General features: G+C 71.1%; 23 protein-coding genes. 11 read left to right on the top strand and 12 right to left on the bottom strand.

Going from position 1 to position 26266, the window contains the following annotated elements:
• The first annotated feature begins 17 nt into the window (after nt 1–17).
• Nucleotides 18–2429 carry a hypothetical protein gene (locus ACQPZX_RS09745; RefSeq protein WP_433377392.1) on the top strand — a complete coding sequence of 804 codons (2412 nt, stop codon included), beginning with the start codon at nt 18–20 and terminating at the stop codon, nt 2427–2429.
• Here the strand turns inward: ACQPZX_RS09745 and ACQPZX_RS09740 are convergent, their stop codons facing one another.
• Nucleotides 2430–4091, bottom strand: coding sequence for a hypothetical protein (locus ACQPZX_RS09740; protein ID WP_433377389.1), 1662 nt, complete (start codon nt 4089–4091; stop codon nt 2430–2432). It lies immediately after the preceding gene.
• 247 nt (nt 4092–4338) lie between these two features.
• On the opposite strand from ACQPZX_RS09740, the gene ACQPZX_RS09735 reads away from it, so the two are divergent.
• Entirely contained in the window at nt 4339–5052 is a 714-nt protein-coding gene (locus ACQPZX_RS09735; RefSeq protein WP_433377387.1) for a maleylpyruvate isomerase family mycothiol-dependent enzyme, read from the top strand.
• Here the strand turns inward: ACQPZX_RS09735 and ACQPZX_RS09730 are convergent.
• Nucleotides 5049–5972 (bottom strand): LysR family transcriptional regulator, encoded by a 924-nt coding sequence (locus tag ACQPZX_RS09730; RefSeq protein ID WP_433377384.1) that lies wholly within the window; start codon nt 5970–5972, stop codon nt 5049–5051. The genes ACQPZX_RS09735 and ACQPZX_RS09730 overlap by 4 nt on opposite strands.
• A gap of 159 nt (nt 5973–6131) precedes the next feature.
• Between ACQPZX_RS09730 and ACQPZX_RS09725 the strand changes: the two genes are divergently transcribed.
• From ACQPZX_RS09725 to ACQPZX_RS09715, 3 genes are read left to right on the top strand one after another with little or no spacing between them, the layout of a single operon-like run.
• The gene (locus ACQPZX_RS09725; protein ID WP_433385139.1) at nt 6132–6764 is read left to right on the top strand and encodes a succinate dehydrogenase cytochrome b subunit; all 633 of its coding nucleotides are present in this window, start codon (nt 6132–6134) and stop codon (nt 6762–6764) included.
• A 5-nt stretch (nt 6765–6769) separates the two neighbouring features.
• The gene (locus ACQPZX_RS09720; protein ID WP_433377381.1) at nt 6770–8713 is read left to right on the top strand and encodes a fumarate reductase/succinate dehydrogenase flavoprotein subunit; all 1944 of its coding nucleotides are present in this window, start codon (nt 6770–6772) and stop codon (nt 8711–8713) included.
• Complete coding sequence (locus tag ACQPZX_RS09715; protein WP_433377378.1) at nt 8713–9456, top strand: succinate dehydrogenase/fumarate reductase iron-sulfur subunit; 744 nt, start codon at nt 8713–8715, stop codon at nt 9454–9456. Before ACQPZX_RS09720 ends, ACQPZX_RS09715 begins: the two co-directional genes overlap by 1 nt.
• 38 nt (nt 9457–9494) lie before the next feature.
• On the opposite strand, the gene ACQPZX_RS09710 is transcribed toward ACQPZX_RS09715, so the two are convergent.
• The gene (locus ACQPZX_RS09710) at nt 9495–10073 is read right to left on the bottom strand and encodes a TetR/AcrR family transcriptional regulator (RefSeq protein WP_433377375.1); all 579 of its coding nucleotides are present in this window, start codon (nt 10071–10073) and stop codon (nt 9495–9497) included.
• Between the two features lie 35 nt (nt 10074–10108).
• Between ACQPZX_RS09710 and ACQPZX_RS09705 the strand changes: the two genes are divergently transcribed.
• The 4 genes from ACQPZX_RS09705 (at nt 10109) to ACQPZX_RS09690 (ending at nt 16031) form a co-directional block, all read left to right on the top strand.
• Entirely contained in the window at nt 10109–11506 is a 1398-nt protein-coding gene (locus ACQPZX_RS09705) for an FAD-dependent monooxygenase (protein ID WP_433377372.1), read from the top strand.
• Nucleotides 11507–11620: 114 nt separating this feature from the next.
• Nucleotides 11621–14185 carry an EAL domain-containing protein gene (locus ACQPZX_RS09700; protein WP_433377369.1) on the top strand — a complete coding sequence of 855 codons (2565 nt, stop codon included), beginning with the start codon at nt 11621–11623 and terminating at the stop codon, nt 14183–14185.
• Nucleotides 14186–14224: 39 nt separating this feature from the next.
• Nucleotides 14225–14701, top strand: coding sequence for a hypothetical protein (locus ACQPZX_RS09695; RefSeq protein ID WP_433377366.1), 477 nt, complete (start codon nt 14225–14227; stop codon nt 14699–14701).
• Nucleotides 14673–16031 carry an MFS transporter gene (locus tag ACQPZX_RS09690; protein ID WP_433385136.1) on the top strand — a complete coding sequence of 453 codons (1359 nt, stop codon included), beginning with the start codon at nt 14673–14675 and terminating at the stop codon, nt 16029–16031. Before ACQPZX_RS09695 ends, ACQPZX_RS09690 begins: the two co-directional genes overlap by 29 nt.
• 158 nt (nt 16032–16189) lie before the next feature.
• Here ACQPZX_RS09690 and ACQPZX_RS09685 read toward each other — a convergent pair whose 3' ends face one another.
• From ACQPZX_RS09685 to metF, 5 genes are all read right to left on the bottom strand, one after another.
• A complete protein-coding gene (locus tag ACQPZX_RS09685) occupies nt 16190–17818 on the bottom strand; it encodes an MFS transporter (protein WP_433377364.1) in 1629 nt (542 codons plus the stop codon).
• 44 nt (nt 17819–17862) lie between these two features.
• Entirely contained in the window at nt 17863–18330 is a 468-nt protein-coding gene (locus ACQPZX_RS09680; protein ID WP_433377362.1) for a MarR family winged helix-turn-helix transcriptional regulator, read from the bottom strand.
• Nucleotides 18331–18483: 153 nt separating this feature from the next.
• Entirely contained in the window at nt 18484–18921 is a 438-nt protein-coding gene (locus ACQPZX_RS09675; RefSeq protein WP_433377360.1) for an HNH endonuclease, read from the bottom strand.
• Between the two features lie 116 nt (nt 18922–19037).
• Nucleotides 19038–19700: a CDP-alcohol phosphatidyltransferase family protein gene (locus ACQPZX_RS09670; protein WP_433385133.1), complete on the bottom strand. Its 663-nt coding sequence runs from the start codon at nt 19698–19700 to the stop codon at nt 19038–19040.
• Between the two features lie 158 nt (nt 19701–19858).
• Nucleotides 19859–20785, bottom strand: coding sequence for a methylenetetrahydrofolate reductase [NAD(P)H] (gene metF, locus ACQPZX_RS09665; RefSeq protein WP_433377358.1), 927 nt, complete (start codon nt 20783–20785; stop codon nt 19859–19861).
• 52 nt (nt 20786–20837) lie between these two features.
• Between metF and ACQPZX_RS09660 the strand changes: the two genes are divergently transcribed.
• Nucleotides 20838–21896, top strand: a complete 1059-nt coding sequence (locus ACQPZX_RS09660; RefSeq protein ID WP_433377356.1) for a polyprenyl synthetase family protein — start codon at nt 20838–20840, stop codon at nt 21894–21896.
• Between the two features lie 9 nt (nt 21897–21905).
• Here the strand turns inward: ACQPZX_RS09660 and ACQPZX_RS09655 are convergent, their stop codons facing one another.
• A complete protein-coding gene (locus tag ACQPZX_RS09655; protein WP_433377354.1) occupies nt 21906–22829 on the bottom strand; it encodes a formylglycine-generating enzyme family protein in 924 nt (307 codons plus the stop codon).
• An 88-nt stretch (nt 22830–22917) separates the two neighbouring features.
• Between ACQPZX_RS09655 and ACQPZX_RS09650 the strand changes: the two genes are divergently transcribed.
• Nucleotides 22918–25293, top strand: coding sequence for a sulfatase-like hydrolase/transferase (locus ACQPZX_RS09650; protein WP_433377352.1), 2376 nt, complete (start codon nt 22918–22920; stop codon nt 25291–25293).
• A gap of 3 nt (nt 25294–25296) precedes the next feature.
• Here the strand turns inward: ACQPZX_RS09650 and ACQPZX_RS09645 are convergent, their stop codons facing one another.
• From ACQPZX_RS09645 to ACQPZX_RS09635, 3 genes are read right to left on the bottom strand one after another with little or no spacing between them, the layout of a single operon-like run.
• A complete protein-coding gene (locus ACQPZX_RS09645; protein WP_433377350.1) occupies nt 25297–25596 on the bottom strand; it encodes a lycopene cyclase domain-containing protein in 300 nt (99 codons plus the stop codon).
• Nucleotides 25593–25913: a lycopene cyclase domain-containing protein gene (locus ACQPZX_RS09640; protein WP_433377348.1), complete on the bottom strand. Its 321-nt coding sequence runs from the start codon at nt 25911–25913 to the stop codon at nt 25593–25595. The genes ACQPZX_RS09645 and ACQPZX_RS09640 overlap by 4 nt, the downstream gene beginning before the upstream one ends.
• The gene (locus tag ACQPZX_RS09635; RefSeq protein WP_433377346.1) at nt 25913–26263 is read right to left on the bottom strand and encodes an Rv2175c family DNA-binding protein; all 351 of its coding nucleotides are present in this window, start codon (nt 26261–26263) and stop codon (nt 25913–25915) included. The genes ACQPZX_RS09640 and ACQPZX_RS09635 overlap by 1 nt, the downstream gene beginning before the upstream one ends.
• Nucleotides 26264–26266 lie beyond the last annotated feature (3 nt).

The following is a 26266-nucleotide window of genomic DNA, read 5'->3' as shown; positions in this document are numbered from 1 at the left end:
CAAGGCAGGGGGTGTCAGTGGACGGGCCGAACAGCGTCGTCAGATTCGTGCAGGGCGACGACCTCCACACCAACCGGCTCGATCCCGGCTATCGGATCGTCCCGCTCGACCTGCCGGCCGCGGCGGCGCCGCAGAGCTTCCGCGGGCAGCCGAGCCGGCTGCTTGCCGACGCGCACCGGTTCATCGCCTTCCACGGCCGCGGCGAGGAGCTCGATCACCTGCGCGCCTGGCGGGACGGGAGCGACCAGTTCGGCGTGATGCTCGTGCACGGCGCCGGCGGCCAGGGCAAGACGCGGCTGGCCCGCGAGCTCGCCGGCCGGTCCGCGGCCGCGGGCTGGACGCTGCTCACGCCCCGGTCCGGCTCGGCCTCCGCCCCGGCCCGGCTCCCCGCCGACGGCCGCAGCCGGCTGGTCGTCGTGGAAAACGCCGAGCGCATGCCGGCGCCGCTGATCAGGGCCGTGCTCGCCGACGCCCGCCTGCACGACCACCGGACGCGGATCCTGCTGCTGGCCCGCCCGGCCGGCGGCTGGTGGCAGCGGATCGGCCGGCACGTGCGCGACCAGTTCGCCGTCGAGCCCGCCGTGCTGGCCCTCAATCCCCTGCCGGCCGGCTCGGGCCAGCGGGAACGGCTCTTCGAGGCGGCCCGGGACGGCTTCGCGAAGGCGCTGGAGATCCCCGAGGCGCTGACCCTCGCGCCGCCCGGGGACTGGTCGCCCGGCGCCACCGCCCTGGAGATCCAGATGAGGGCGCTGGCCGAGGTCTACGGCGTCGAGCGCCACGACGACGTCCCCGCCGACCCGGGCGCGATCTCCGCCTACCTGCTCGGGCGCGAGTACGAGCACTGGACCGCCCGGCACCGGACCGGCCGCCCGGACAATTCGGGCTATCCGGACAGCTCGGGGCGCCCGGACACCTTTGCCCGCACGGTCTACGTTGCCTGCCTGGCCGGGCCGTTGCCGCACGGCGAGGCGACGGCGCTGGCCGCCGCGACCGGCCTCGCGGCGACCGGCGACGAGGCGCGCCGCCTGCTCGACGATCACCGGGCGCACTACCCGGCCGACTCGCTCGCGCCGATCCAGCCGGACCGCCTGGCCGAGGACTACATCGCGTTGTGGTCGACCGGCCTGCACGGCTTCGACGCCGACCGGTGGACCGCCGGCAAGCTGCCCGTCGTGCTCTCCGTGCTGGCGCCTCACCGGGTGTCCGCCTTCCTCGCCACCGCGGTCGCCGTCGCGCAGCGGTGGGCCGCGTTCGGCCACGATCACCTCGGCGTGCTGCTGCGCAGCCATCCCGAGGCGGTGCTCGCGGCCGGCGGGCCGCTACTCGACGCCCTGGCCCGGCTGAGCGCCCTGGACGCGGCCACCCTGACGGCGCTGGAGGCGGCGATGCCGCTCGAGGGGCCGCCCGACGTGATGGCGCCGCTGGCGACCCTGACCCTGCGCCTTTATCGCCGGCTTCGCGCGACGGGGGTGCCGGAGACGGCGTACGCGCCCCTCGCTTATCGCCTGGCCCGCCGCCTCGTCGAGGCGGGCGCCGCCCGCCGCGCGCTCGAGCCGATCGACACGGCGATCGGCTTCTGGCAGCTCCGGCCCCGATATCCGGCGTTCTCCCTGGCCCGGGCGTACGGCTGCCGGGCCGACGCGCTGGCCGGCCTGGACCGGCACGCCGAGGCCGTCGAGGACGCGCAGACCTCGCTGCGGCACTGGGAGGCGGCAGGCAGCGCCAGCGGCATCGCCGGCCAGCTCGAGTCGCTCGCCGGCCTGCTCGACAAGACCGGCGAGCCGCGCGCCGCCGCCACCCATCAGGCCGAGGCGACCGTCCTCTGGCAGGCGCTGGCCGAGCAGGACGCCGACGTGCAGGTCCGGCTCGCCCGGTCGATGACCGCCGAGGCGCGCTACCGCCGGGCGACGGGCGAGCACGAGGTGGCGGCCACCGCCGCCGCGAAGGCCGCCGCGGCGTGGCAGCGAGTCGACAAGGCCACCCCGGACGGCCGCCACCGGCAGGATCTCCTCGACGCCTGGGCCACGCTGACGGTCGCCCGTGCCGCGCCCCGCTCCCTGCGCCTCAAGGCCGCCGCCGGCGCGGCGCTCGGCCTCGGCCGGCTGGCGACGCGGGACATCACGGTGCTGCCCCGCGCCGCCCAGGCGATGGCCATCTGGGCGATCCTGCTCACCCGGGCCGACCGGCGCGACGAGGCGATGGAGCGGGCGGACGAGGCCTGCCGGATGTCGGTCTGGCTGGTCGAACGGTACGAGAAGCGCTATGTGTCGCTGCACGCCGCTATCCGGCTCGCCCAGGCCCGCGCCGACGGCAGCCGGTCCCTTGTGGACGGCGCCGAGCGGTTCTACCGGGTCACCCGGGCCAAGCACGGGACGACGCCCGAGGACGAGCTGGTCACGGCCCTGCTGCGCGAGGCGCCGGCGGACTGATCAGACGGGAGCGTGGGCGGCGAGGAAGGCCTGGGCCATCGCCGAGGACAGGTCGGCCGGGTTCTTCGCGGCGATCGCCTTGCCGTCGGTCGCCTTGGCGATGTCGTTGAGCGTCGCCATGTCGGCGTCCGGGCCGAAGCCGACGCCGATCACCGGGACCGGGCTCTTCTGGTCCTGCACCTTGCCCAGCCTGGCCAGGAACGTCTTCTTCGGCATCGAGTACGTCGACTCGGCGTCGGCGCCGTCGCTCAGCACGATCAGCAGGGTGATCGTGTTGGGCTTCACCTTGGGCCGCATGACGGCCTGGGCGTCCAGGATGGTCTGGAACAGCGGGGTGCCGGCCTCGTTGGGCGCCTTGTAGCCCCGCATGGCGGTAGCCAGCGCCTGGCGGCGGGTCACCGCGCCGACCTTGTCGTTGATCGGGCCGAACGGCACGACCTCGGTGTGCGGCGGGCTCTTCGGGTTCGGGGTGTTGAAGAACCACATCCCCACGCTGGTGTCGTCGCCGAGGACCTGGGTCGCGGCCAGGCCGGAATCGCGCAGCAGCCCCGCCTTCGTCGTGGGCCGGCCGGACTTGTCGGTGGCCGGCTTGTTCATCGAGCCGGAGGCGTCGATCAGCAGCAGCACCTGGAACGCCAGGGAGCGGTACTGCGCCCATTGCACGGCCGGCGCCAGCAGCTGGTCGGAGCGCTCCGGCACTTGGACGGTGTTCTTCATCGCGTACGTGCGGAAGCCCGCCTCGGTCAGCTGCGGCTTGCCGATCGCCGCGCGCAGCTTCGCGGCGAGCTCGGCGTGTTTGGTCGAGGTCGAGACCGCGTACGGGTAATCGGCCTCGATCAGACCGTCGGAGGGGAACGATCCGGTCAGCGGGACCGCGTTCCCGGCGCGCTGATAGGTGGTCAGCTGCTGCTCGGTGATCGGGAAGACGCCGATCTCGTTGGCGGCCGCGTTCGCGTCGGTCTGGGCGGCGACCTTCTGCAGCAGCGCGGCCGGGTCGGCGGCGGCGTCCTTGAGCCGGCTGCGCAGGGTCAGCGCGCGCAGCTGGGCGATGCCGGCGTCGGGCGTGCTGCTCGCCATGGCGGTCTGGATGGCGTAGACGGCGAGCATGCCGACGCTCGAGTGCAGCGGGTCGGGCATGGTCACCGCGGGGATCTGGTGCCCCGCGACGCCGGCCAGCAGCCGCATCCACGAGGTCCGGTCGCCGCTGGCGTAGCGGTTGGCGATGGTGGCCGGCCCGGCCAGCACGATCGGGCTGCGGGCGATCGGGTCACCGTCCACGCGGTACGCCTCGACGCCGCCCACGAGAGAGATTCGCAGCCACGCGCTGGAGGAGGGAATCCAGACGTCGGGCTGCTCAGGGGCGGAGGCCGTGACGGCCGGTTCCTGGGCGGTGACACCGATCGCCCCACAATCCGCACCGTTGTTGACGGTGCGCGCCGCGTCCCGGACCACGGGGGCGATCTCCGGGGCGGCGACGACGTGCAGGAGCGTGTCGGGGCACGGTCCCGCGGGGCGGGCGCTCTGTTCGCTCGGTTTCTGCGAGTAGAGCCACCAGGCCGTGCCGCCGGCCACGACGACGAGCACGACCACGATCATGGCGGCCAGGAGGAATCGGACGGCGGGGCTGGCGGGCTGCTCGGGGTCCGGCTCAAGGTCCGACACTGCCCACCAACCCTTCCCGTTCGATTACTCCTGGTCGATTTCGAACGAGGCCGAATAGTAGCCACCCGGCCCTCGAAAGCAATAGGGAATCTGAAGAAATCCCAGGTGGATCCCGAGGGTTCAAAAAACGACCATCGATACGGAGAGTAATCATCATGCGGGTGTCAGAAAGCCCGGAAAATGCGGTGAACTGCGGGCTCGCCATTCAAGATCGAAATGTCGCGACCGCGCCCGGTAGGGTCGCGCCATGGAATGGCTGACGCCGCAGCGGTACGCCGCCGAATTGGAGACCGAGACCGCCCGCTTCGCCGCCGCGGCCACCCGCCGGGACGAAGGCGAAAAAGTCGAGAAATGTCCGGAGTGGACCGTTCGCGATCTCGTCACCCACGTCGGCACCGGCCACCGCCTCGCCGCCGGGATCATCGAGGAGCGCCGCGACAGTCCCGCGGAGTACAAACTGGTCGACGCGCCCGACGACCAGGACGACTGGGCAGCGTGGCTGACCGCCGGCGCGCAACGGCTGAACGCGGCCGTCGCCGGGCACGGCTTCGACGGCGAGGTGTGGACCTGGCAGCCGAAATTCCAGACGGCCGGCTTCTGGCAGCGCCGCATGCTGCACGACCTGATCGTCCACCGCTTCGACGCCGACCCGGCCGGCGAGCTCGCCCCGGATCTCGCGGCCGACGGCATCGCCGATCTGATGCTCGCCTTCGAGTACTTCGGAAAGCTCACCGGAAATGGCGAGACGCTGCTGTTCACCGCCGCCGACACCGGCCAGAGCTGGCACGTGACGCTGACGGCCACCGGCCCGGAATGGATCACCGAGGACCGGGCGGCCGACGTCACGTGCGAAGCCCCGGTAAAAGATCTTCTGCTGATCCTCAACCGTCGCCGCGATCCCGTCGCCGTGGCGGGCGATACGACGATTTACGACCGGTGGCGTGCGAATTCGGAGTTCTAGAGAGGGCGTACGCCATAGGGCAGCTCTCCGGCCGCGACGTGCGCGAGCAAAGTCGTACGCAAGGCCTCGGCGGCGTGGGGAAGCACGGACCGTTTGCGATGCGCCAAAGCTATCGTCCGCCTCATCCCCGGCGGCGCCAGCGGCGTCGCCCGCAGCATCGGCCGGTTGGCCAGCACCATGCTCGGCACCAGCGCGATGCCCAGTCCCGCCTCGACGAAGGCGAGCACCGCGTCCATCTCGCCGCCCTCGACCGCGAACTTGGGGGTGAACCCGGCCTGCCGGCAGGCCTCGAGGGTGACGCCGCGGATGTCGTAGCCGGCCCGGAACATCACCAGCGGGGTGTGCTCGAGCTCGGAGAGGGCGATCTGGTCGGACGGCGTGGGCGGCGGCCGGTCGAAGGTCGAGGCCACCACGAGGCTCTCCCGCAGCACCGGCACGCTGGCGAGCGCGGGGTCGACGCCCTGGTCGGGCTGGACGATCAGGGCCAGGTCGAGGGTGTGGGCGAGCAGGTTCTCGATCAGGTCCTGGGAGCTGCCCTCGTTCACGTACAGCTGGATGTCGGGGTGTTCGGCGCGGAAGGTGCGCAGCACCTCGGGGACCAGCGACGAGCACAGGCTCGGGGTGGCGCCCAGCCGCACGTCGCCGCGGCGCAGGCCGACGATGTCCTGGACGGCCTCGCGGGCGGCGTCGGCGTCGGCGACCATCCGCTGGGCCATCGGCAGCAGCGTCTCGCCCGCCACTGTGAGGGTCACGTCACCCCGGATGCGTTCGAAAAGCGGCGCTCCGAGGCTGTGCTCCAGGGTGTGAATTTGTTTACTGAGAGTCGGCTGGGAGACGCCCAGATTGTCCGCCGCTTGTGTGAAATGTCGGAATTCTACGACCGCTAGAAAGTAGCGAAGCTGTTGCAGCTGCACTCCCATAGCCTATCGCTATGAACACCTACCCGATCATGCATTAGACGAATCACACAGGGCGTAAATACCGTTTCTCTCGTGGCGGTAGACACGAGAGTCCCCAAGGCGGCGCTTGCGCCGGCGCCGGCGAAGAAGCGGGCGTCGTCGGTGGCGCTGAAGATCTTCATGGCGGTGACCGGCATCCTGCTGGTCCTGTTCCTGTACCTGCACATGATCGGCAACCTGAAGATCTTCTTCGGCGAGACGACCTTCGATCACTACGCGCACTGGCTGCGCACGATCGGCACGCCGTTGCTGCCGACCGAGTGGTACCTCTGGATCCAGCGCGGCGGCCTCACCATCGCGGTGGTCGGGCACATCGTGGCCGCGACGATCCTCGCCCGGCGCGCCCGCCAGGCCCGGCCGGTCAAGTACGCGCACCGGCCCAAGGTGCAGGGCAGCTATGCCGCCCGCACGATGCGCTGGGGCGGCGTGATCATCCTGCTGTTCGTGATCTACCACATCCTGGACCTCACGACGCTCACACTGAACCCGAACGCCGAGACCGGGAAGCCGTACGCGAACGTCGTGGCCGACTTCGCCCCGGGCCGCTGGTACGTGACGCTCTTCTACACGCTGGCGATCGTCGCCATCGGGTTCCACCTGCGGCACGGCCTGTTCAGCGCGGTCCGCACCCTCGGCCAGCAGTCCCCTCGCGGCGAGGTGATCGCCCGCGCGACCGCCCTGGCTCTTTCGCTGGTCCTGGTCGTCGGCTATTTGAGCGTCCCGTTCGCGGTGCTCACCGGATTGGTGGATTGAGTTAAATGTCCGAATACTGGAACGACGGCGACCCGATCGCCGACACCGCCGCCCCGGACGGCCCGATCGAGACCCGCTGGGAGCGCCGCAAGTTCTCGGCCAAGCTGGTCAACCCGGCCAACCGCCGCAAGCTGACCGTGATCGTGGTCGGCACCGGCCTGGCCGGCGGCTCGGCCGCGGCGACCCTGGCCGAGGCGGGGTACCACGTCAAGTCGTACTGCTACCAGGACAGCCCGCGGCGGGCGCACTCGATCGCCGCGCAGGGCGGGATCAACGCCGCCAAGAACTACCGCAACGACGGCGACTCGATCTACCGGCTGTTCTACGACACCGTCAAGGGCGGCGACTTCCGGGCCCGCGAATCGAACGTCTACCGGCTCGCGACGGTTTCGGTGAACATCATCGACCAGTGCGTGGCCCAGGGCGTCCCGTTCGCCCGCGAGTACGGCGGCCTGCTCGACAACCGCTCGTTCGGCGGCACCCAGGTCTCCCGCACGTTCTACGCTCGGGGGCAGACCGGCCAGCAGCTGCTGCTCGGCGCCTACCAGGCGATGGAGCGGCAGATCGGCCTCGGCAACATCGAGATGAATGCCCGGCACGAGATGCTCGAGCTGATCGTCGTCGACGGCAAGGCCCGCGGCATCGTCGTGCGGGACATGGTCACCGGCGAGATCACCACCGAGATGGCGGACGCGGTCGTGCTCGCCTCCGGCGGCTACGGCAACGTCTTCTTCCTCTCCACCAACGCCAAGGGCTGCAACGTCACCGCTTCCTGGCGGGCGCACCGCAAGGGCGCGCTGTTCGGAAACCCCTGCTACACGCAGATCCACCCGACCTGCATCCCCGAGTCGGGCACGCACCAGTCGAAGCTCACGCTGATGAGCGAGTCGCTGCGCAACGACGGCCGGGTCTGGGTGCCCAAGCGCGCAGAGGACTGCAAGAAGCCGGCCTCCGAGATCGCCGAGGAGGACCGCGACTACTACCTCGAGCGGATCTACCCGTCGTTCGGCAACCTGGTCCCCCGCGACATCGCCTCCCGCGCCGCCAAGAACGTCTGCGACGAGGGCCGCGGCGTCGGGCCCGGCGGCCTGGGCGTCTACCTGGACTTCGCGGACGCGATCGGCCGGCTGGGCAAGAAGGCGGTCGAGGCCAAGTACGGCAACCTCTTCGAGATGTACCAGCGGATCACCGGCGAGGACCCCTATGAGGTCCCGATGCGGATCTACCCGGCGGTGCACTACACGATGGGTGGCCTCTGGGTCGACTACGACCTGCAGTCGACGATCCCGGGACTGTTCGTGGTGGGCGAGGCCAACTTCTCCGACCACGGCGCCAACCGGCTCGGCGCTTCCGCCCTGATGCAGGGCCTGGGCGACGGGTATTTCGTGCTGCCGACGACGCTGGGCAACTACCTGGCTTCCGGGCCTTTCGAGAAGATCGCTTCCGATCACGAGGCCGTCGTCTCCGCGAAGACCGCCGTCGAGGAGCGCATCGCGAAGTTCCTGTCGATCGACGGCGACCGCACCGTCGACTCCTTCCACCGCGAGCTCGGCCACATCATGTGGGAGTACTGCGGCATGGAGCGCACCGAGGAGGGCCTCACCAAGGCGATCGGGCTCATCCGGTCGCTGCGCGACGAGTTCTGGCTGCGGGTCAAGGTGCCCGGCACCGGCGAGCAGCTCAACCAGAACCTCGAGAAGGCCGGCCGGGTCGCCGACTTCTTCGAGCTCGCCGAGCTGATGTGCATCGACGCCCTGCACCGCCGGGAGTCCTGTGGCGGGCACTTCCGCGCCGAGTCGCAGAGCGAGGACGGCGAGGCGCTGCGCCACGACGACGAGTTCAGCTACGTCGCGGCCTGGGAGTACGCCCTTGACGGCGGCAAGCCGACCCTCCACAAGGAACAGCTCGAATTCGAGTACGTCCACCCGAGCACCCGGAGCTACAAGTAATGGACATCCAGGTACGCGTGTGGCGCCAGTCTTCCGGTGAAGACAAGGGCCGCATGGTCACGTACGACGTGAAGGACATCTCCCCCGACGCCTCCTTCCTGGAGATGCTCGACGTCCTGAACGAGAAGCTCATCCTCGACGGGGACGACCCGATCGCCTTCGACCACGATTGCCGCGAGGGCATCTGCGGCATGTGCAGCATGGTCATCGACGGCGTGGCGCACGGCCCCGAGCGGGCCACCACGACCTGCCAGCTGCACATGCGGCACTTCAAGGACGGCGACGTGATCGACGTCGAGCCGTGGCGCGCGGCGGCCTTCCCGGTCATCAAGGACCTGGTGGTCGACCGCAGCGCGTTCGACAAGATCATCCAGGCCGGCGGCTACATCACCGCCCCGACCGGCGCGGCCCCCGAGGCGCACGCCACCCCGGTGCCCAAGAAGGACGCCGACCTGGCGTTCGAGGCGGCCACCTGCATCGGCTGCGGCGCGTGCGTGGCGGCCTGCCCGAACGGCTCGGCGATGCTGTTCACCGCGGCCAAGGTCGCCCACCTCGGGCTCATGCCGCAGGGCCAGCCCGAGCGCGACACCCGCGTGATCGACATGCTCCAGGCGCAGGACGACGCCGGCTTCGGCGGCTGCACCAACGCCGGGGAGTGCACCACGGTCTGCCCCAAGGGCATTCCGCTGACCCTGATCGGTCGCCTCAACAGCGACTACCGCAAGGCTCTGCGCAACAAATGAGGCTCCGGGCCGGGCACAATGGCGTGCCCGGCACGGCATCAACCGTTGATCCCCCCGTACACGAAGCGTGTCAATGTCTCTATCGCCTCGTCGTCGGGAAGCCTGTCGATCCAGGTGGCGGCGAAGGTCGACACCAGCAACGTGAAGATCGACGCGAGCACGGCCGGGTCCCCCGACGACGGCGCGGCCTTGGCCATGTGCCGCGACAGGTGCACGATGTCCGGTTTTGACATCTCCTGCTGCGCCTCGTCGAACTGCGGGTCGACGATGGCGGCCTGGCGCAGCGCCTCGATGACCGTGCGATGACGGCGGTAGACCGCCCAGTACTGCTCGATGTGCCAGCGGATCGCGGCCGGGTCGGAGAAGTCGTCCGAGTGCCCGTCCAGCAGTGCGCCCGCGTCCCCTTCGGCCAGTAGATCGGCCATCAGCGCCTCCAGCAGCTTCTCCTTGCTCGTGAAGTGCTGGTAGAACGAGCCGGTCGCGCGCCCGGCCTCCGCCGTGATGTCTGTGATCTTGGCGTTGAGATAGCCCACCCGCGCGAAAACCCTGATCGCGGCCGCCTTGAGCTCCGCCTCGGTCTGCGCGGCACGCTGCTTGCGCACACCCGTCTCCGCCATTGACGCAGGATATCAACGCCCTCTAGAGTGAATCCATGTTCACTGAATCAGGATTCATAATGATCGTCGGCGCCGGACCGACCGGCCTCACCCTCGCCCGGGAGCTGCAGCGGCGCGGCGTCCCGTTCCGCGTCATCGAAAAGTCCACGACCCCCTTCACCGGCTCCAGAGGCAAGGGCATTCAGCCGCGTACGCAGGAGGTGCTCGACGACCTCGGCCTGATCGACGGGTTCCGGGCGGCCGGCAGCGACTACCCCGAGCTGCTGATCCACCTGCCCGACGGGGCCTCGATGCGCCGGCGTATGGATCCGCTGGTCGCCCCCACCCCGCAGGCGCCGTATCCGAACATCCTGATGGTTCCGCAATGGCGCACGTGTGCGCTGCTCGCCGACGGGGTGCCGGTCGAGCTCGGGGTCGGCCTCGCCGGGCTCACCCAGCTCGACGACGGCGGCGTGCGGGTCACCCTCGACAACGGCGAGGTCGTCACCGCGCGTTACGTAGTCGGGGCCGACGGCGGGCAGAGCACGGTTCGCAAGCTGCTCGGCGTGCCGTTCGAGGGCTCGACCCACGACACCGAGCGTCTCGACATCGCCGACGTCCGGCTCGAGGGGCTCGACCGCGACAATTGGCATATCTGGCCGTCATCGGACGGCGCGTCGTTCCGGCTCGGCCTCTGCCCGCTGCCCGGCACCGACGATTTCCAGCTCACCGCGCCGCCGTCCGAGCTGTCGATCCCCGACCTGGTCGCCTCCGTCGACCCAACTCTGCGCGTGACCCACGTGGGGTGGAGGTCCCACTTCCGGGCGAATATCCGGATGGTTTCGCGCTATCGGGTCGGTGACGTCTTCCTCGCGGGCGATGCGGCGCATGTGCACTCGCCGGCCGGTGGGCAGGGGCTCAACACCGGCATTCAGGACGCCTACAACCTAGGGTGGAAGCTCGCTTCTTTCAACGATGCGCTGCTCGACACCTACGAGGCGGAGCGCCTGCCCGTCGCCGCCGAGGTCCTGGGCATCTCCACGCGCCTGCACCGTGCCCACGTCGACGGCGACGAGGACGCGATGACCAGGGACGATCCGGCGCTGAGGCAGCTGTCGCTCAACTATCGGGGCGGGCCGCTGGCCTTCGAGCACCGGTCCGCGCCGGGCGCCGTGCTCGCGGGTGACCGGGCGCCCGACGCGCCCTGCGGCGACGTCACGATCTTCGATCTGCTGCGGGGCCCGCACGCCACGCTGCTCGCCTTCGACTGGGCGGGCAACCTGCCGGCCGCCACAAACCAGCTTGCGGTCCATCGCATCACCGGTCCGGCGGCCTTCGACGCGTACGGGGTGAGCACGCCGACCTTGATCCTGGTGCGACCGGACAACTACGTAGGGTGCGCCACCACGGATTTCGCCGACATTTCGGCCTACCGCAAGCTGATCGGCGCCTGACTTTCTGACCCAAGGGTCGAGTGTGGAGGTCCTCAAGATCTGATCAACTTGATCGGCGCCGCCGAATCGGTACCATCACCTGGCGCCGCATTCGTCAGACCCCGGGGACAGTCCGTGACAGAGAAGCGCTTTGCGGTAGTCGTCGGTGTCGACGACTCGGGCATCGGCGCGTCCCTGCCCGCCCTGCGCTACGCGGCCCGCGACGCCGAGGCGATCCGTGACCTGCTCTGCGACCCCGCCGTCGGCACGTACGATCCGGGCGACGTCGAGATATTCGCGGGCCCGCAGACCAGCGCCGCCGCCATCAAGACCGCGCTGCGCCGCATCGCCCTCGACTCCGACCCGACCGACTCGCTGCTGGTCTACTTCGCTGGTCACACGCTGACCCCGTCGTGGAGCCTCGGCACCGACGTCTACCTGGTCACCCCCGATCTCGACGAGGCCGCGCTCGGCTACGACCCCGACGCTGGCCTGCGCATGTCGTACCTGCAACAGGACGTGTTCGAGCTGTTCGCCGGCTCGGCCACGCTGATCCTCGACTGCTGCCGCGCGGGGAGCCTGCTGGCCTCGCCCGGCCGGCACGTCGACCTGATCAGCGCCGCCGGCCGCGACGACCCGCGGTACTGCGCGCTTGCCACCTGCGCCCGCGACGGCGCGGCCCGCGAGGACCCGTCGCACGGTCACGGGGTGCTCACTCACCACGTGCTCGACGCGCTGCGGGGCGCGGCGGCCGACGCGGACGGGCGGGTGACGTTCTCGGCGCTGAGCACCTACGTGCTGTCCCAGGGCCTCGAGCCGCTGCCGTCGGCGGTCGTGCAGTCGTGGGGCGCGACGGCGGCGCTCACCGTCTTCGGCCCCGGTTCGACGCCGCTGGTGGTTGACTCCGTCCCCTCGCCCGCCGCGCCGCGCCCGGTCATCACGCTCGAGCCGGTTCCCGCGCCGGTTCCCACGCCCGACGCTGCGTCCGCTCCCGCGCCCGACCCTGCGCCTGGCTTCGCGCCTGAACCGGCACCTCTTCCAGGGCCGGAGTCGAGCTCCATGCTTGCGGACGCCACGCTCGGTTCCTCGTTGCCGGGCTCCGCGCCTGGCCCCTCGTCGCCGGGCTCCTCCGGGCCCGGTCCCGCGCTGCCCGGCTCCGCGCTGCCCGGCTCCGCGCTGCCCGGCTCCGCGCTGCCCGGCTCCGCGCTGCCCGGCTCCGCGGCGCCGTCGGTGCCCGCGCCGCGGCACGGTCTCAGGTCGGTCGAGACGATGCCGCTGGAGAATCCGATCGACCGGCACGCCGCCGCGATCGCCGGGCTCATCGACCGGCTGTCTCGCGCGGCCCGCGAGCCCCGGCTCTCCGGCGCGATGCTGCGGGCCGACCGCGTGCATTATCTCAAGGCAGCGACCGGCGCCGAGTCGGTCGCGCTGCTGGAGTACACGCCCACCGGCATCACCACGATCGACGCCACCGCCCGGTTCGACCAGGCCGGCGTGCAGACGCTGCTGCATTTCGCCGACGACCAGGTGCGCCCGCCGAGCCTCGAGTGGTTTGGGCGCATCTCGCGCGACGCGACCCGCACGGTGTTGTGCGTCCCGGTCAGCCGGGGCGACGACACGGTCCTGATGCTCGCGGTGGTCAACCCGCCGCCCGCCCTGGTCGCGATCGGCCAGCCGATGGCCAAGGTGATCGAGACCATCTGGCGCACCGACTTCGCGGCGTCGCCGGCCGAGGCCGAGATCCAGGTGCTGACCGCGCTGCGCGAGACCTTCGGCCGCCTGCCGACCCCACTGTACGAGCGCTGCTTCCGCCTCTACCACGAGGTGCTGCAGTCGTTCCGCATCGTGTTCCAGCCGGTCATCACGATCGGCCCCGCCGTCGCGAACGTCAGCGTGCACAGCTACGAGGCCCTGGCCCGGCGCTCGCTCGACGAGTCCCGGGCGCCCTTCGCGATGCTGCAGATCGCCCGCACCTGGGGCGACCGCTTCGTGGTCGAGCGCGACAAGGTCATCCTGCGGTCCGCGCTGCGGGCCTACGCGGTAGCTCACGCCGAGGGTCCGTGGGACGAGCCCAAGCCGGTGTCGGTCAACGTCTCGGTGCGGGCGCTGCTGGACGACTCGTACGTCGAAACCCTGCGCGAAGCGATCGCCGAGGCCTCGCTGCGGCCCGCCGCCGTGACGCTGGAGATCTCCGAGCAGGACCCGATCGAGCCCCGCGACGGTGAGCAGTGGCCCGACGAGCCGCACGCATACTTCCACAAGCGACTGGCGGCGATCGCCCGCGACGTCGGTGTCGCCTTCGCCGTGGATGACTTCGGCACCGGCTACGCGTCGCTGTCCCGGATGTCCGAGCTGCCGCTGACCCAGATCAAGGTGGACCGCGCGATCCTGCACCACCCGCAGGCGCTGCAGGAGTTGTCGCTGGTGGTGTCCGTCGCGCGCGACACCAACCACGGCCAGCGCGTGGTCATCGTCGAGGGCGTGGACGACGAGTCCCCGCTCACCCTCCGCCAGATCTTCGAGCGCCGCATCAAGCACGTCCAGGGCTACATCACCCGGGAGCCGGCCGCGCCGCGCCTGCGTCGCCTGCGCCACGAGGCCCGCAAGGAGATAGCCGCCCTGGTCCGGGGCGACGACGGCAACCGCCCGTCGCGCCTGGCGAGCGAAGATCAGGAGTTCCGCCTGCGCCGGGGCGCATAGGCTTGTCAATTATTCGTTGACAACTGGTAGCCTCCTCGCATGGCCGACCTCACCGCGCTGCGCGAGATCCCTACCGCGCGGGCCCGGCTCGAGGCCTCCGAGCTGGAGCTCATCGACCAGGCCCGGCGCGACGGCGCGACCTGGGCAGACATCGCCTCCGCGCTCGGCCTCGGCAGCCGCCAGGCCGCCGAGCAGCGCCGCTTGCGCCTGGCGTCCACGTTGCGCCCCGCGCGGCCCGACCTCCCCTACGGCCCGGAGATCGCGGCCCTGCGCGAGGCGGCCACCGAGCTGTACCGGCGGGTCGGCGCCGATCGCCGCTGGGACACCCGTTTCCAGCGAGCACCCCTCGTTCGCCAGACCCTCGCCTTCGCCGCCGACGCCCCGGTCTCCGGCCTGTATTCGCTGATAGCCGACGTGGTCGCCGACCTCTCGACGGCCGGCGTCACCCTGCCGGGCCCGACTTTTTCCTGCGTCGAGCGGCTCACCACTGCCCTGGAGGCCGCCACTCCCCGTTGACAGATGGCCGCTCAACTCCCGAGGATATGAGTCTCACGGACTCAATCCTTGGGAGGCAGCCGTCGTGCGCCGAAACGCGTTCCTGTTCGTGCTGATCTCACTGCTGTCCGGCTTCGGCAGCACCGCGATGACCCTGTCGGCCGGTATCTGGGTGCTCGATCTGACCGGCTCGGTGAGCCTGGCCGCGCTGACCGGCTTGTGCATCTACGCGCCGACCTTCGCGGCTCCTTGGCTGGGCGCGCTGGTCGATCGCCTCCCCCGCCGCCCCTTGCTGATCTGGGTGGATCTCGCCCTGGGCGTACTGCTCCTGACCTTGCTGACGGTCTCTTCCGCCCGGGATGCGTGGCTGATCTACGCGACGTTGCTGGCCCGGGGCCTGAGCTACGTGCTCCTGGACGCCGGCGAGACCGCGATCCTCCCTGCCGCCCTGCCCACCGAATGGCTGGGCGACGTGAACGGCTGGCGCTCGAGCGCCCAGGAGGGCATGAAGCTCCTGGCCCCACTGGCGGGCGCGGGCCTCTACGCCTGGCGCGGCCCCGTCCCGGTCGTCCTGCTCTGCGCCGCGATGCCCCTGCTCACTGCCGCCTGCTACGCCCTGCTCAACCTCCGCCCGACCACCGCGGCTGAGCCGGCCATCGCGGCCGGGCCGGCCACCACCGCCCGGTCGGCCACCGCAGACCCGCGCCGGCCCGAGCGGGGCGAGATCCGCGCCGGCCTGGCCGCGCTCTTCGGCAACCCGGCCGTCCGCACGCCGGTCCTGGTTGCCGCCGCCGCGATCGGCTTGTCGGGACTGGCCAGCGCCGCCGTCATCGGCCAGGTGGTGCACGGACTGCACCTCCCCGCCACCCGCCTCGGCATACTCTCCACCGCCCAGGGCGCCGGCTCCATCCTGAGTGGCCTGCTGGTGGGCCGCCTCCTGGCCCGCGTCTCCCCACTCCCGGTAGCCGCCCTGGGCACCACCGTCTTCGCCGTCGGCTGCGTCAGCTCCTCGATCCCGTGGTGGCCCTCGATGATCGCCGGCAGCGCCCTGGCCGGCCTGGGCCTGGTCTGGTCGCTGATCGCCGGCGTCACCGCCGTCCAGACGCGCACCCCCGACCACCTGCTGGGCCGGGTGGCCGCCACCTCCAACACGGTCATGTTCGGCCCGGTAGCCCTCGCCATCCCGCTGGGGTCGGCCGCCGTCCACTTCGGCCCCACCCCGTTGTTCCTGGCCACCGCCTTCTTGGCCCTCACCGCCGTGGCCGCGGTCCTAGTCCGGCCCGGAGGGGCCACGAACTCGCACCGGCTCGCTCCCGACACCCGCTCCCGCCCCCGCCAGCCGCAATCTTGATAATCCGCCGCGAGCACCGCGCGCCAACTCATCAAGGCCACACTCCGCACAGACACCGCGCCAACTCATCAAGGCCACACTCCGCAGCAGACACAGCGCGCCAATTCGTCAAGTTCACCGGCCGCGCACCAACTCATCAAGCGCCGCCCGCTCCAGGGTCACGAAGCCGAGTTGCACGCCGGCTGCGGCTCGACGAGCCCAGCGACTCCCTCGCCCCCAGCCGCCCGCTGACCACCGCCGGCCTCCAGGCGAGAAAGCCGAGAGGGCGCCACATCGCCGCCGGCTTCCAGACCAGAAGGGCGAGCAAGCCGAGAAGGCGCCCCATCGCCGCCGGCGTCCAGAGAAGAAGGCCGAGAAGCCACCGCGTCAGGAGCGACCGATCCCGGCATCCGCCGCAGCAGCAGCACCGCGATCAGCAGCGCCGCCACCACGAAGCCGGCCGCCACCAGGAACGCCCGCGCGTACCCGTCCCGCAGCGCCTCCACCATCGGCGCCCCCGCCGAAGCCCGCGAAGAAGTGTGCGCAGCCGCCACCACCGCCAGCACCGAAAGCCCCAACGCCCCACCAGCCTGCTGCGCCGTGTTGCTGAACCCCGACACCATCCCGGTGTCCGCGGGCGCCGCCCCGGCCATGGCCAGCATGATGATCGCCGGCACCGTCACCCCGACGCCCAGCCCCATCACCAGCAGCGGAGGCAGCACGTCCACCACATAGGACACCGACGCCGGCACCCGCGCCAGCAGCAACAACCCCACCAGCAGCAGCGACAGCCCGGCGATCAGCACCGCCCGCGGCCCGAACCGCCCGGTCACGCGCGGCGCCACGAACAGTGACACCACCCCGATCACGATCGGTGTCGGGAGGAAGGCCAGCCCGGTACCCAGCGCGTCGTACCCCATCACCCGCTGGACGAACAGCGCGTTCAGGAACTGGAATCCCATCCCGGTCGCGAACACCAGCAGCACGGCCGCGTTCGCCGTGAGCAGCCACCGCCGGAAGAGCACCCGCAGCGCGATCAGCGGCCGCCGGGCCAGGCGCTGCCGCAGCAGGAAACCGAGAATCAAGAGCACCGCGATGGTTCCGCTGAGTGCGGAGGGCACGGTCGCGTCAGGTGATCCCGTACGGATGACGGCGTACACCCCGAGCGACAGCCCCACCGTGATCAGCAGCGATCCGGGGACGTCGAGTCCGGCGGCGAGACCCGGCGTGGCCTGCTGTGAGAGCGAGGGGAGCACCCGCCGCCCGAACACCCAGACGGCCACCCCGATCGGCACGTTGACCAGGAAGATCGCCGGCCAGCCGACCGCGTCGGTGAGCACGCCACCGGCCACGAACCCGGCTGCGGCCCCGCCGGCCTGGGTGAAGCTGTAGATCCCCGTGGCTCGCGCCTGCTCGGCCGGCCCGGGGAAGAGCCGCACGATCATGCCGATCACGACGGCGGCGGCCAGCGCCCCGCCGGCACCTTGCACGAATCGCCCGGCCACCAGCAGCCCGGCGCTGCCGGCGAGCCCGCACAGCAGGCTGGCCAGCGTGAACAACCCCAGGCCGGCCAGGAAGACCCGCCAGGCGCCGACGAGGTCGCCGAGGCGCCCGGCGAGCAGGAGCAGGCCGGCGAACGCGACCAGGTAGGCGTTGACGACCCAGGCCACCCCGGCATCGGAGAAGCCCAGATCGCGCTGGATGTCGGGAACGGCAACGGCGACGATCGTGCTGTCGAGAACGATCATCAGCGACATGGCGCAGAGCACGGCTAGGGCGGCCGCGCGACGGCTCACGGAAAGGCTCATGAGCCAGACCGTAACAGATAATCCGCTAGCGGACTATCTGTTTGTCACCTACCTCTCGCGCGCCGGATCGGCTGCGGGCCCGGATCGCGGGAGACCTCGGCCAGCGTGCCGAGCGCCTCGACGAAGGCGGCGCGCGAGTCGTCGGAGAGCCCGTCCAGCGCCGACGCGTGCACCCGATCGACGATGCGCTGGCCCTCCTCCGCCGCGAGCCGGCCCTTGTCGGTGACCGCGATGATCCGCGCGCGACGGTCGGTGGCCGACGGGCGCCGCTCGGCCAGCCCGCGCCGCTCGAGCTCGTCGACCGTGCTGACCATGGTCGTCTTGTCGAGGTCGGCGAGGGCCGCCAGCTGGATCTGGGTGCGCTCCTCCTCGAGCGCGTGCACGAGCACGCACTGCATGCGCGGCGTCAGGTCGACATCCGCCAGCGCGGCGCTCAGCCGGTTGGAGAGCACGTGACCGGCCAGGTTGAGCAGGCCGGTGATGTCGCGCTCGGTGCGCTCAGGTGCTGCCATGTGCGTCATCTTAGCCTCGGATTATCCGTAACGGGATTATCCCGTTGGTGGACGACCGGCGGACCTGCCCCCGTGCCGGGCCCACCGGTCGTCGTCTGGATCGGCCCCTAAAAACGGCCATATATCCGGAATTCCCCTTGAGAAACGGGTTAATCAGGCCAGTGCCGCCCACGTCGGCGCGAACGGCCGGACGAGCAGCGGCATCCGTGCCTCGCCGGGCGTCCGGTCGCCCTTGCGGTTGTTGCATCGGCCGCAGGCGGCGACGGTGTTCGCCCACTCGTTCCGGCCACCACGCGAGCGCGGCAGCACGTGGTCGATCGTGGACGCCGCCCCGCCGCAGTACGCGCACACCCGGTGATCACGAGCCAGCACACCCGCCCGCGACCAGCCCGGCCCGCGGCTGTGCCGCCAGCGCGTCACCACGTAGCTGACCAGCCGCACCACGGTCGGCATCGGGAACACGCCGATCTGCCGGTCGGGCTCGGCCTCGTGCACCACCGCGACCTCGCGGAACAGCATCCGGATGGCGTGCCGGAGGCTGACCCGGTGCAGCGGTCCGAAGTCGGCGTTCAGCACCAGCACCGCGCTCATCATGGTCCACCTCCCCCACAGGTCAAATAGAGATTGCAGCGGTCACCCACCGCGATCAGATGTGGTGGGCTGTGTCACGGACCACGGTAGAAGCGCGCTCCACCCCGGACAACCGATTAACGATCACTACTGAGTGCCCGCCGGATGGCCACGCCGAGCTGGGCCAGACCCACGACGGCCAGAGCGAGCCAGAGCCCGGCGGCCACCGTGATCACCAGGCCGGAGAAGAACGTCAGCAACAGCCCGAAGATGGCGATCAACACCCGCGTCGGCCGCTCGGCGACGGTCACGGCCCCGATCTCGGTCATCCCGGCCGCGGTGGCACGCGCCCGCGCGTACTCGTGCAGCCAGCTCACCGCGCCCGCCGTCACCACCAGCCAGCCCGGTGCCCCCGCCAGCCAGAACGCCAGCAGCCAGGCCGCCTCCCCCAGCCGGTCGGCCACCGAGTCGTAGACGTAGCCGAGCCGGCTCGCCCGCCCGGTCACCACCGCCACCGCGCCGTCGAGCCCATCGGCCAGCGCCGCCAGCAGCACCAGCACCCCGGCGAGGACGAGGCCCGGCCGCCCGATGATCACCGCAAGCGGCACACCCCAGCAGACAATCAACCCCGCGGTGGTCACGGCGGTCGGTCCGACACGCTTACGGCCAAGCCAAGAGCCCATCCTGTACGCGATGAGCACCCATCCCCGCACCAGTGGCGAGGCCCCGCTCGGATCGAACCCGCCGTGCAGCCGAGCCCAGGCGACGCAGTATTCGGCCCAGGTCACAACGACCCCCAGCCGACCGGCCCGGCCCCGCGCAGCCGTGCGTCCCAGCCCGCCGATGTGGCCGAGCCCGCCGATGTGGCCCAGCGCGCCGATGTGGCCCAGCGCGCCGGTGCGACCCAGCGCGCCGGCGTGACGCGCGGGGCGACGCGACGCACCGAGGCCACCGAGCGTCAGGCGGCCGCGGCGGCGACCTCGACGGGGGCCAGGAGCTGCCACACCTCGCGCGTGGCCGTCGAGCGGTTGAGCGTGATGAAGTGGATGCCCGGCACGCCCTCGTCGAGCAGCTTGGCGCACATCTCGGCGCACAACTCGATGCCCAGCTCGCGCACCGCCGTCTCGTCGTCAGCCACCCGTTCGAAGCGGGCGAGCAGCTTGGGCGGGAAAGGCGCCCCGGACAGCTGCGACGACCGCTCGATCGTCGCCATCCGGGTCACCGGCATCACGCCGGGCACGATCGGCGTCTCGCAGCCGACGGCAGCCACTCGGTCGCGCAAGCGGAGGTACTCATCGGCGTCGAAGAACATCTGGGTGATGGCGAAATCGGCGCCGGCGCGGCACTTCCGTACGAAATTGTGGGTGTCGCTCTCGATGTCGGCCGACCGCGGGTGCTTGTAGGGGAACGCGGCCACACCCACCGAGAAGTCGCCGGACTCCTTGAGCAGGCGCACCAGGTCTTCGGCGTAGAGAACGCCCTCGGGGTGCCGCACCCACTCGCCCATCGGGTCGCCCGGCGGGTCGCCGCGCACGGCCAGCACGTTGCGAATGCCGGCGCCGGCGAGGCGGCCGATCACGTTGCGCAGCTCGGCGACCGAGTGGTTGACCGCGGTCAGGTGCGCCATCGGCAGCAGCGTGGTCTCGGTCGCGACCCGCTCGGTCACCGCGACCGTCGTGTCCCGTGTGGTGCCACCCGCGCCATATGTGATCGAGACGAAGCTGGGCCGCAGCGGCTCGAGCTCGCGGATGGCCCGCCAGAGCAGCCTCTCGCCCTCGGCCGTCTTGGGCGGAAAGAACTCGAATGAGAAGGTCGGCGCGGCCGCCCGGATCAGCTCACCGATCGCCGGTGTGCCGGGTAGGCGCGAGGGAAGTCCGAGAGCCACGCCGACGACTCTACCGGCAGCCACCGACATCCCGTCAGATAGCGTCTGCGAGGTGACTTCCCCCGTTGAACTGGCCGGACTGCGCCCCCGGGTCGACAAGGCCCTCGCCGCGTTCCTGGCCGAGCAGCGCACCCGTCTCACCGCCATCGACCCGGCGCTGGCGGAGGTCTCGGACGCGCTCGAGGATTTCGTGCTCGGCGGCGGCAAGCGGCTGCGCCCGGCGTTCGCGTACTGGGGGTATCGCGGCGCTTTCGGCGCCGACGCCGACGCCGTGGTGGCCGCGGTGTCGGCGCTCGAGCTGGTGCAGGCCAGCGCGCTGATCCACGACGACCTGATGGACCGGTCCGACACCCGGCGCGGCGAGCCGTCGGTGCACCGGCGGTTCGAGCACCGGCATCGCAGCGCGTCCTGGCGCGGCGCCGCGGAGGGGTTCGGCGAGAGCGCCGCCGTGCTGCTCGGCGACCTGGCGCTGGTCTGGTCGGACGAGTTGCTGCACGTCTCGGGCCTGGGCCCGGCCGAGCTGGCCCGTGCGCGCCCGGTCTTCGACGAGATGCGCACCGAGGTGACGGTCGGGCAGTATCTCGACGTTCTGACCCAGGCAACCGCCGACACGTCGCTGGAGCGGGCCGGCAAGGTGGCCCGCTTCAAGGCCGCGAAATACACGGTCGAGCGGCCGCTGCTGCTGGGCGCCGCGATCGCGGGCGCGCCGGCCGAGGTGGCGGCGGCGTATTCGGGGTTCGGCCTGCCGCTGGGCGAGGCGTTCCAGCTGCGCGACGACATCCTCGGCGTCTTCGGTGACCCGTCGCAGACCGGCAAGCCGGCCGGCGACGACCTGCGCGAGGGCAAGCGGACGTACCTGATCGCGGCCGCGTTCGGCGCCCTCTCCGCCGCCGAGAAACGGGAGCTCGACGGGGGGCTGGGCGACCCCGGCCTGGACGTGGAACGGCTCCGGTCACTGATCCGGGACAGCGGCGCCCTGGCCGCGACCGAGCACCGGATCGACGAGCTGATGTCGGCGTCGCTGGCCGCGCTGGAGGCCGCCCCGATCGACGAGGACGCGCGCACGGTGCTGCACGCCCTGGCCGACGCCGCGACCCGGCGGACCGTCTAGGGACAGCCCCTAGCCCACGGTCCGGAAGCCGGTGTTGCCGGTCGACGAGTCGGGGGTGTTCGCCGAGCGCGCCGAGTTCCGGTACCGGTTGCAGTACGACTCGTGGCAGAGGTAGGAGCCGCCCCGCATGACCCGCTGCTCTCCCGTCGCGGGACCGGCCGGGCCGATCGCCGGCGACACCGAGTAGTAATCGCGGTCCCACCAGTCGGCACACCATTCCCAGACGTTGCCGACCGGCTGCCAGAGGCCGTACGCGTTGGGCCGGTACGACCGGACCGGCGCCGTCGTGACCCATCCGTCCGCGCCCGAGTTGTGCCGGGGGAACGCTCCCTGCCAGATGTTGCAGAGCCAGTCGGAGGACAGCCCGTCGCCCCACGGGTAGCGCTCGCCGTCGGCGCCGCCCCGCGCGGCGCACTCCCATTCGGCCTCGGTCGGCAGGCGCCGGCCCGTCCAGGCGCAGTAGGCCGCGGCGTCGTGCCACGTCACGTGGACGACCGGATGGTCGGCGAGGCCCTCCAGGCTCGATCGGCGGCCACCCGGGTGCGCCCAGTCGGCGCCGCGCACGCCGTACCACCACGGTGCCCCGCCGGCCGGTCCCATGATGTCCGCGCGATCGGCGGCCACCGCGCTGTGGAAGACGGCGGAGAAGCCGTACCGCTCGGCCTCGGTGACATATCCGGAGTCGGCGACGAAGGCGGCGAAGTCCTCGTTCGTGACCGTGGTGGCATCGATCCGGAAAGCGCCCAGCGTGACCTCGTGCACCGGCGTCTCGCCGTCGCCGTGCCGGTCGTCGCCGTGGTGGTCGCCCATGCGGAAGGTCTGCGCCGGCACGGACCGCTGCTCGACGCCGTGCGTCCCCCGAGCTCGGATCTCCGGCGAAACGACCGCCGGACGATCGACAGCGGCCGGCGCGCAGCACATTCTCGGGTCCACGACGATGATCGTCGCCGATCCGGCCGCATGCCGTCCTCACCCACGAAGGATGAGGTCAGCGGGCGGGCGGGACCGCAGACTCGGCGAGATGACGAGCGAGGAACCCGACCGGCACGCGAGAACGATGCTCCCGATCCCGGACCGCCCGGCACCGGGACTGACCACATACGACGCCAAGGACCCGGAGACCCGATACCCGCCGATCGAACCGCTGCGGCCGCCGGCCGGCGCGCCGAACGTCCTCATCGTGCTGCTCGACGACGTGGGCTTCGGCGCGTCCAGCGCCTTCGGCGGCCCCTGCCGGACGCCGACCGCCGAACGGCTCGCCTCGGGCGGCCTGAAGTTCAACCGCTTCCACACCACCGCCCTGTGCGCGCCGTCGCGGGCCGCCCTGCTGTCCGGCCGCAACCACCACTCGGTGGGGATGGGCAGCATCACCGAGACCGCGACGTCGGCGCCGGGCAACAGCTCGCTGCGGCCGAACACCAAGGCGCCGCTGGCGATGACGCTGAAGCTCAACGGGTATTCGACGGCCCAGTTCGGCAAGTGCCACGAGGTGCCGGTCTGGCAGTCCTCACCGATGGGACCGTTCGACGCGTGGCCGTCGGCCGGCGGCGGCTTCGAGACGTTCTACGGCTTCATCGGCGGCGAGAACAACCAGTGGGATCCGGCGCTCTACGACGGCACCACCCCGGTCGAGCCGCCGGCCACCCCGGAAGAGGGCTATCACCTGACCGAGGATCTGGCCGACCGCGCGTGCAACTGGATCCGCCAGCAGAAGGCCCTGATGCCGGACAAGCCGTTCTTCGTGTATTTCGCGCCCGGCGCGACCCACGCGCCGCATCACGTCCCCAAGGAGTGGGCGGACCGCTACCGGGGCCAGTTCGACGAAGGCTGGGACGTCCAGCGGGTACGGACCTTCGCCCGGCAGAAGGAGCTCGGCGTCATCCCGCCGGACGCGCGGCTGACCGAGCGGCACGCCGAGATCACCGCCTGGGACGACATGCCGGAGGAGCTCAAGCCGGTGCTGGCGCGCGAGATGGAGGTGTACGCCGGATTCCTCGAGCACACCGACCATCACGTCGGCCGGGTGATCGACGCCATCGAGGAGCTCGGCGTCCTGGAGAACACGCTGATCTACTACATCGTCGGCGACAACGGCGCGTCGTCCGAGGGCACCATGAACGGCGCCTTCAACGAGATGGCCAACTTCAACGGGATGGCCGCGCTGGAGACGCCCGAGTTCCTGCTCGGCAAGGTCGACGAGTTCGGCTCGCCGTCGTCCTACAACCACTACTCGGTCGGCTGGGCGTGGGCGATGGACACCCCGTTCCAGTGGACCAAGCAGGTCGCGTCGCACTGGGGCGGAACCCGCAACGGGACGATCGTGCACTGGCCGGCCGGCATCGCCGAGCGCGGCGGGCTGCGGTCCCAGTTCACCCACGTGATCGACGTGGCGCCGACGGTCCTGGAGGCGGCCGGCCTGCCCGAGCCCGTGATGGTCAACGGCGTGCAGCAGTCGCCCATCGAGGGCACGAGCATGCTGTACGCCTTCGGCGACGCGAGCGCCGAGGAGCGGCACGACCTGCAGTACTTCGAGATGTTCGGCAACCGCGGCATCTACCACCGGGGCTGGAGCGCGGTGACCAAGCACCGCACCCCGTGGGTCATGGTCGGCGGGAACATGCCGGCCTTCGACGACGACCTGTGGGAGCTCTACGACGGCAGCGACGACTACAGCCAGGCCGACAACCTGGCCGGGAAGATGCCGGAGACCCTGAGCCGGCTGCAGCGGTTGTGGCTGATCGAGGCCGTGAAGTACAACGTCCTGCCGCTCGACGATCGCACCGCGGAGCGGATCGACCCGGGGATGGCCGGCCGCCCGACCCTGGTCCGGGGCCGGTCACAGGTGTTCTACCCGGGCATGGGACGCCTCTCCGAGAACAGCGTGGTGAGCATCAAGAACAAGTCGTTCACGGTCACCGCCGACGTCGAGGTCCCCGCCGGCGGCGCCACCGGCGTGATCATCGCGCAGGGCGGGCGGTTCGGCGGCTGGTGCGTGCACGTCCGGGACGGCCGGGCCCGTTTCGTCTACAACGTGCTCGGCATCCAGGAGTTCGTCACCGAGTCCGATCGGCCGATCCCGCCGGGCCGGCACGAGGTTCGCGTGCATTTCGCGTACGACGGGGGCGGGCTGGCCAAGGGGGGCGACGTCACCATCTCGTACGACGGCGCGACGGCCGGAACGGGCCGGGTCGGCGCCACTCAGCCGATGATCTTCTCCGCCGACGAGACGACCGACATCGGGTACGAGTCGGGCACCACCGTCACGGCCGCCTACACCGCCGCGGAGAGCCGTTTCACCGGGAAGATCCACCAGGTGCGGATCGACCTCGGTGACGACGACCACGAACACGCCGTCGACCCCGAGGAGCGGCTGCGGGTCGCCATGGCGCGCCAGTGAGGCTCAGGCGACGCCGCGGCGGCCCCACCACACCCACAGATCGAGCGTGAGCAGCACCATCGCGAAACCGAACAGCAAGTCCTCCACCGGTGCGTAGACCAGCCGCCATCCGAGGATGGCGGCTGGGTCGTACATGACGATGTCGCGGCCGGTCAGGATGCCGTTGGACAAAAGCTGAAAAAGCACGATGATCGGGTACGTGGCCCAGAAGACCACCCGCTTCAGCAGCCCGACGCGGAACACGAAGAGGTCGAGAACCGCCGCCACGAGCACCCCGAGGACGGCCGCCGCCGTATAGGTCACTCGTCCGGCCTGCGCAGGACCTTGCGCACCGCCTCGAAGCCGAGGATCGCGCAGACCGGCACCACCAGGAAGAACAGCACCTCGTCGAGCGGCAGCCCGCCGGAAAACACGACGCCGGTCATCTGCGACGCGTCGAAGTGCCAGTGGCCGGCGGCGATGGCCGCGAGGTCCCACAGCACGAAGACGGCCGCCACCGGCAGCACGGTCAGCAGCAGGCGACGCCACCGCCGGAGCACGCCGACCTTGAGCACCGGCTCGAGCCACAGGGCACCGAACAGGCAGCCGGCGAGTACCGACACGTACGCCAGGTGGCGCATCAGAAGCCGAGCGCCTGCGCCCGCCGCTTCACCTCGCGCGCCCGGTGCCCGCCCAGCCCGAGCGCGGCGTTGCCGTCGAGATCCGGATCGGGCTCGTAGAGCCACCGGAGGGCCTCTTCGTCGTTATACCCGGCGTCGCGCAGCAAGGTCAGGACGCCCGGGAGGTGTTTGAGCACGGTGCTGTTGGCCAGGAGCTCGGCCGGGATCTGCCGGATCCCCTCGTGCTTGACCGCGAGCAGCTGCCCGTCGCGGATCATCTGGTGCACCTTGCTGATCGACACGCCGAGTTTCTCGGAGACGTCCGGCAGGTTGACCCAGGCGGCCGGCCCGGCGGTTACGGAATCGCTCACTCC

This window comes from Actinoplanes sp. CA-142083 (assembly GCF_050942195.1).
Taxonomy (GTDB): domain Bacteria; phylum Actinomycetota; class Actinomycetes; order Mycobacteriales; family Micromonosporaceae; genus Actinoplanes.
The sequence above is the reverse complement of the archived record's forward strand: the minus strand, read 5'-3'. Positions and strand labels throughout refer to the sequence as shown.